The sequence below is a fragment of the Bradyrhizobium sp. genome, from assembly GCF_050014615.1.
GTDB lineage: Bacteria > Pseudomonadota > Alphaproteobacteria > Rhizobiales > Xanthobacteraceae > Bradyrhizobium.
This window is the reverse complement of the sequence record NZ_JBEKCZ010000303.1, coordinates 1-4,563: the sequence shown is the minus strand read 5'-3', so window position 1 is coordinate 4,563 and position 4,563 is coordinate 1. Positions and strand designations below refer to the sequence as shown.

The 4,563-nt window shown below is 62.6% G+C and carries 5 protein-coding genes and 1 pseudogene; 3 read left to right on the top strand and 3 right to left on the bottom strand.

Translation table 11 applies throughout. The features are described from left to right. The 3 genes from ABR948_RS28480 to def form a co-directional block, all read right to left on the bottom strand. Nucleotides 1-347, bottom strand: a 347-nt coding sequence (locus tag ABR948_RS28480; RefSeq protein ID WP_428124473.1) for a tRNA pseudouridine synthase A, incomplete at its 3' end; no start/stop codon positions are given. A gap of 124 nt (nucleotides 348-471) precedes the next feature. After that, complete coding sequence (gene fmt, locus ABR948_RS28475) at nucleotides 472-1,404, bottom strand: methionyl-tRNA formyltransferase (protein WP_428124471.1); 933 nt, start codon at nucleotides 1,402-1,404, stop codon at nucleotides 472-474. 151 nt (nucleotides 1,405-1,555) lie between these two features. Continuing rightward, nucleotides 1,556-2,083: a peptide deformylase gene (gene def, locus ABR948_RS28470; RefSeq protein ID WP_428124469.1), complete on the bottom strand. Its 528-nt coding sequence runs from the start codon at nucleotides 2,081-2,083 to the stop codon at nucleotides 1,556-1,558. A 205-nt stretch (nucleotides 2,084-2,288) separates the two neighbouring features. Between def and ABR948_RS28465 the strand changes: the two genes are divergently transcribed. From ABR948_RS28465 to ABR948_RS28455, 3 genes and pseudogenes are all read left to right on the top strand, one after another. Next, nucleotides 2,289-3,497: a DNA recombination protein RmuC gene (locus tag ABR948_RS28465; protein ID WP_428124467.1), complete on the top strand. Its 1,209-nt coding sequence runs from the start codon at nucleotides 2,289-2,291 to the stop codon at nucleotides 3,495-3,497. Between the two features lie 55 nt (nucleotides 3,498-3,552). Further along, a pseudogene (locus ABR948_RS28460) lies at nucleotides 3,553-3,853 on the top strand (GIY-YIG nuclease family protein). A 159-nt stretch (nucleotides 3,854-4,012) separates the two neighbouring features. Then, on the top strand, nucleotides 4,013-4,563 hold a 551-nt coding region (locus tag ABR948_RS28455), incomplete at its 3' end, for an MFS transporter (protein WP_428124465.1).

Sequence of the window (4,563 nt, the reverse complement as noted above, 5' to 3'; positions counted from 1 at the left end):
CTGATGCGATAAAGGTAATGCCGTCGTTTGGCTGAGAACCGCGCCTCGAAATCATCCGGCACGATCTCCGCGCTGAGCACGCCGATCGGATGCGGCCGCAGATGCGCATTGAGGCCGTCGCGCAACCGGCCCGGCACAAAATGTTTGGCAATGTCGCAGTGCGCGACCTGCGCCAGCGCATGCACGCCGGCGTCGGTACGGCCCGCGCCGTGAACCCGAACCTGTTCGCCGCAGATCGCCTTGACCGCGATCTCCAGCGCGCCCTGCACCGAGGCGCCATTGTCCTGGATCTGCCAGCCGCAGAACGGCGCGCCGTCATATTCGATGATGAGCTTGTAGCGGGGCATCAGCGCGATCTGTCTCACTCGTCATTGCCGGGCTTGACCCGGCAATCCATCATCCTAGCAAGACTCTTGTGAAGATAGATGGATACGCGGGTCAAGCCCGCGTATGACAGTTTGGATAACGGGTTCACGAAAAGCGCGTCCCGGCCTTGAGCGGCGTGCCGCGCAAAAATTCTTCCGCCTTCATCGCGCCCTTGCCGGCGCGCTGCAGTTCGAGAATTCGCAAGGCGCCCTGCCGGCAGGCGACCGCGAGGCGATCGTCGAGCAGGTCGCCTGGCGCGCCGGAGCCGCCTGCGATCTCGCCGCGCAGGATCTTGATCCGCGCCGGCTCGCCGTCGATCACCAGCTCGCACCACGCGCCGGGAAACGGCGACAGCCCATGAATATGTCGCAGCACTTCCCGCGCAGGCTTGTTCCAGTCGATCCGCGCCTCGGCCTTGTCGATCTTGGCGGCGTAGGTGACGCCTTCGGTGCTTTGAGGGGTGAGTTGCAGCCTGCCGCGTTCCAGCGCGCCGATCGCGCGCACCATCAGGTCACCACCGAGCGGCGCCAGCGCGTCGTGCAGATCGGCCGCCGTCATCGCATCGGTGATCGCCAGGCGCTCGGCCATCGCCACATCGCCGGTATCGAGGCCGATATCCATCTTCATCACCATCACGCCGGTCTCGGTGTCGCCGGCCATGATGGCGCGGTTGATCGGCGCAGCACCACGCCAGCGCGGCAACAGCGAGGCATGAAGATTGAAGCAGCCGAGTGTTGGGGTGTCGAGAATGGCTTGCGGCAGGATCATGCCATAGGCGACGACCACGGCCGCGTCGGCTTGATAGGCGCGAAATGCTTCAAGTGCTTCCGGCGTCTTCAACGTCGCCGGAGTGAGCACGGGAATGCGAAGGCGCGTGGCCTCGATCTCGACCGGCGTCGGCTGCAGTTTCATGCCGCGTCCCGCGGGCTTCGCCGCGCGGGTATAGACCGCCGCGATCTCATGGCCATGGGCCACCAGCTCCAGCAGCGTCGGCACCGCGAAATCCGGCGTGCCCATGAAGATCAGTCGAAGGGACATATAAAGATTCGTGCCTTTACGAGAGGATGTCCGTTTTACCCGTCATGGCCGGGCTTGTCCCGGCCATCCACGTCCTGGTGTCGACTAAGAAAGGCGTGGATGCCCGCGACAAGCGCGGGCATGACGAGAAATTAGCAATTCGGCAACGAAACTACTCCGCCCCGCGCTTGGCGGCTTTGGTAAACTTCTTCAATACGCGGTCGCGTTTCAGCTTCGACAGATAATCCACGAACAGCACGCCGTTGAGATGGTCAATCTCGTGCTGGATGCAGGTGGCGAACAGGCCCTCGGCGTCCTCCTCATGCACCTTGCCGTCCAGATCCGTGAAGCGCACGCGCACTTTCGCCGGCCGCTCGACCTCCTCGTAATATTCGGGGATCGACAGGCAGCCTTCCTCATAGACCGATAATTCTTCCGACGACGAGAGAATCTCGGGATTGATGAAGACGCGAGGCTGCGGCGTGGTCTCGCCGTCCTCGCTTTTCTTGGCCAGATCCATCGTAATCAGCCGCAGCGGCTGCGCGACCTGGATCGCCGCGAGCCCGATTCCCGGCGCGTCGTACATGGTCTCGAACATGTCGTCGGCAAGCTGGCGCACCTCCGCGGTGACCTTCACGACGGGCTTGGAGACCAGCCGCAACTGCTTGTCGGGCAGGATGATGATTTCTCTGATGGCCATAACTTCTCTAGGTACGACTTCTCTAAGTACGTCGGCGGGCGATTTAAGCTGCTGATTTGCCGGGGTCAATCCGCAGCCGCCGGCCTGTTGACGTCTGGTTAACCATGAATCTTAAGCCGGCATTAACCATAAAAATTTACCCGCCATTCACCATAAATGTTCCCTCTTCGTTCGCGCTGGCGACCGAATCGGTTACAAGGGCGGCATGAACGATATCCTTTTCATGATCGGCGACCTGCCGGTCCGCACCGGCGCGGCGCTGATCGGCTTTGGCGCGCTGGCGCTGGTGCTGCTATCGACCATCGCCATCGTGATCGCACGCTCGGCGCGGCGCGGCGCGGACTTCGCGATGACGCAGGCGATGCGCGCCGACGAGCTGGAAGACCGCCTGAGCGAGATGCTCCGCGCCCAGAGCGAAGCCACCGGCCGCGTCGACGCGATGGGGCAGGCGCTGGCCGGCCGGCAGGCCGACATGGCGCGCGCCGTCAACGAACGGCTGGATTCAGTGACCCACCGCGTCGGCCAGTCGATGGAGCAGACCACCCGCAACACCATGGATAGTTTGCGCGTGCTGCATGAACGGCTCGGCATCATCGACAATGCGCACAAGAACCTCACCGACCTGACCTCGCAGGTGACCACGCTGCGCGACGTGCTCGCCAACAAGCAATCGCGCGGCGCGTTCGGCCAGGCGCGGATGGAAGCGATCGTCCAGGACGGGATGCCGAAGGGGGCTTACGAATTCCAGCACACGCTCTCGACCGGCAAGCGGCCGGACTGCGTGGTGTTCCTGCCCGACCAGCGGCCGCTGTGCATCGACGCGAAATTTCCGCTGGAGGCGATCACCGCGCTGCACGACGCACGAACCGATGAGGACAAGAAATTCGCAACGCAGCGGCTGCGCGCCGACGTGATGAAGCATGTCAGCGACATCGCCGAGAAATATCTTATTGCCGGCGAGACCCAGGACACGGCCTTGATGTTCGTGCCGTCGGAGTCGGTGTACGCCGAGATTCACGATGGCTTTGACGATGTGATCCAGAAGGCCTACCGCGCCCGGGTGGTGCTGGTGTCGCCGTCGCTGCTGATGCTGGCGATCCAGGTGATGCAGCAGATCCTCAAAGACGCGCGGATGCGCGATGCCGCCGACCAGATCCGCACCGAGGTGCTCAATCTCGGCGACGATCTCGGACGATTGCGCGACCGCGTGCTGAAGCTGCAGAAGCACTTTTCCGACGCCAATGAGGATGTCCGCCAGATCCTGATTTCCGCCGACAAGATCGAAAAACGCGCGGGCCGGATCGAGGAACTGGATTTCAGCAAGACCGAAGCGCCCGCCGAGACCCCGCGCCTGGTCAAACCAGCCGCGCCCGAGCTGTTTCCGCTGCCCCGCAAGCTGCAGGCGGGGGAGTAACCAAAGCTGTCGTCGCCCGGCTTGACCGGGCGACCCAGTATTCCAGAGACCGCCGATGGGCGCACGCAGCTTCTACGTCTACATCCTTGCAAACAAGATCGGAGGTACGCTCTACATCGGCGTGACCAACGATCTCATCCGTCGCATAGCCGAGCATCGCCTGAAATCGGTAAAAGGCTTTACGAAGAAATACGGAGTCGACAGGCTCCGTCTATTTTGAACAATTCGATGATGTCGAAAACGCGATCAGGCGCGAGAAGCGATTGAAGGCGTGGAATAGAGCCTGGAAAATCCGATTGATTGAAGAGCTCAATCCAAATTGGGACGATCTCTATCCAGGAATAGCCGGCGCTTAGGCTTTTCTGTCCTCACCCATTTCTCCGTCATACCCCGCGAAGGCGGGGTATCCAGTATTCCGTGGGGGTTGTTGTTGAACTCTGACTTCGCGGAATACTGGATCGTCCGCCTTCGCGGACGATGACAGCTTTTTCGCCCGAATCTGCTAACACCCCTCCATGACCGCACCGGAAGCCAAGTCCTCACCTGCCAATCCTGCCGCTCCGAAGCCCCGCGCCAGCTTCCGCGAGAGCCTCGCCGTATATCTGCAACCGCGGGTGTTGATTGTGTTGCTGCTCGGCTTTTCCTCGGGCCTGCCGCTGGCGCTGTCGGGGTCGACGCTGCTGGTCTGGATGCGCGAGTCCGGTGTCGATCTCGGCACCATCGGCCTGTTCGCGCTGGTCGGCACGCCCTACACGCTGAAATTTCTCTGGGCGCCCTTGGTCGATGCGCTGCATGTGCCGCTGTTCACGCGCCGATTCGGCCGCCGGCGCGGCTGGCTGGTGTTTTCGCAATTGCTGCTGATCATCGCGATCCTGCTGCTGGCGCTGACCGACCCGGCGCGCTCGCCGCTGTTCGTGGCGCTCGGCGCGCTGCTGGTCGCGGCGATGTCCTCGACGCAGGATATCGTGGTCGATGCGTTCCGGGTCGAGAGCCTGCCCGAGAGCGAACAGGCCGCCGGCATGGCGTCCTATGTCGCGGCCTATCGCATCGGCATGCTGGTCTCGAC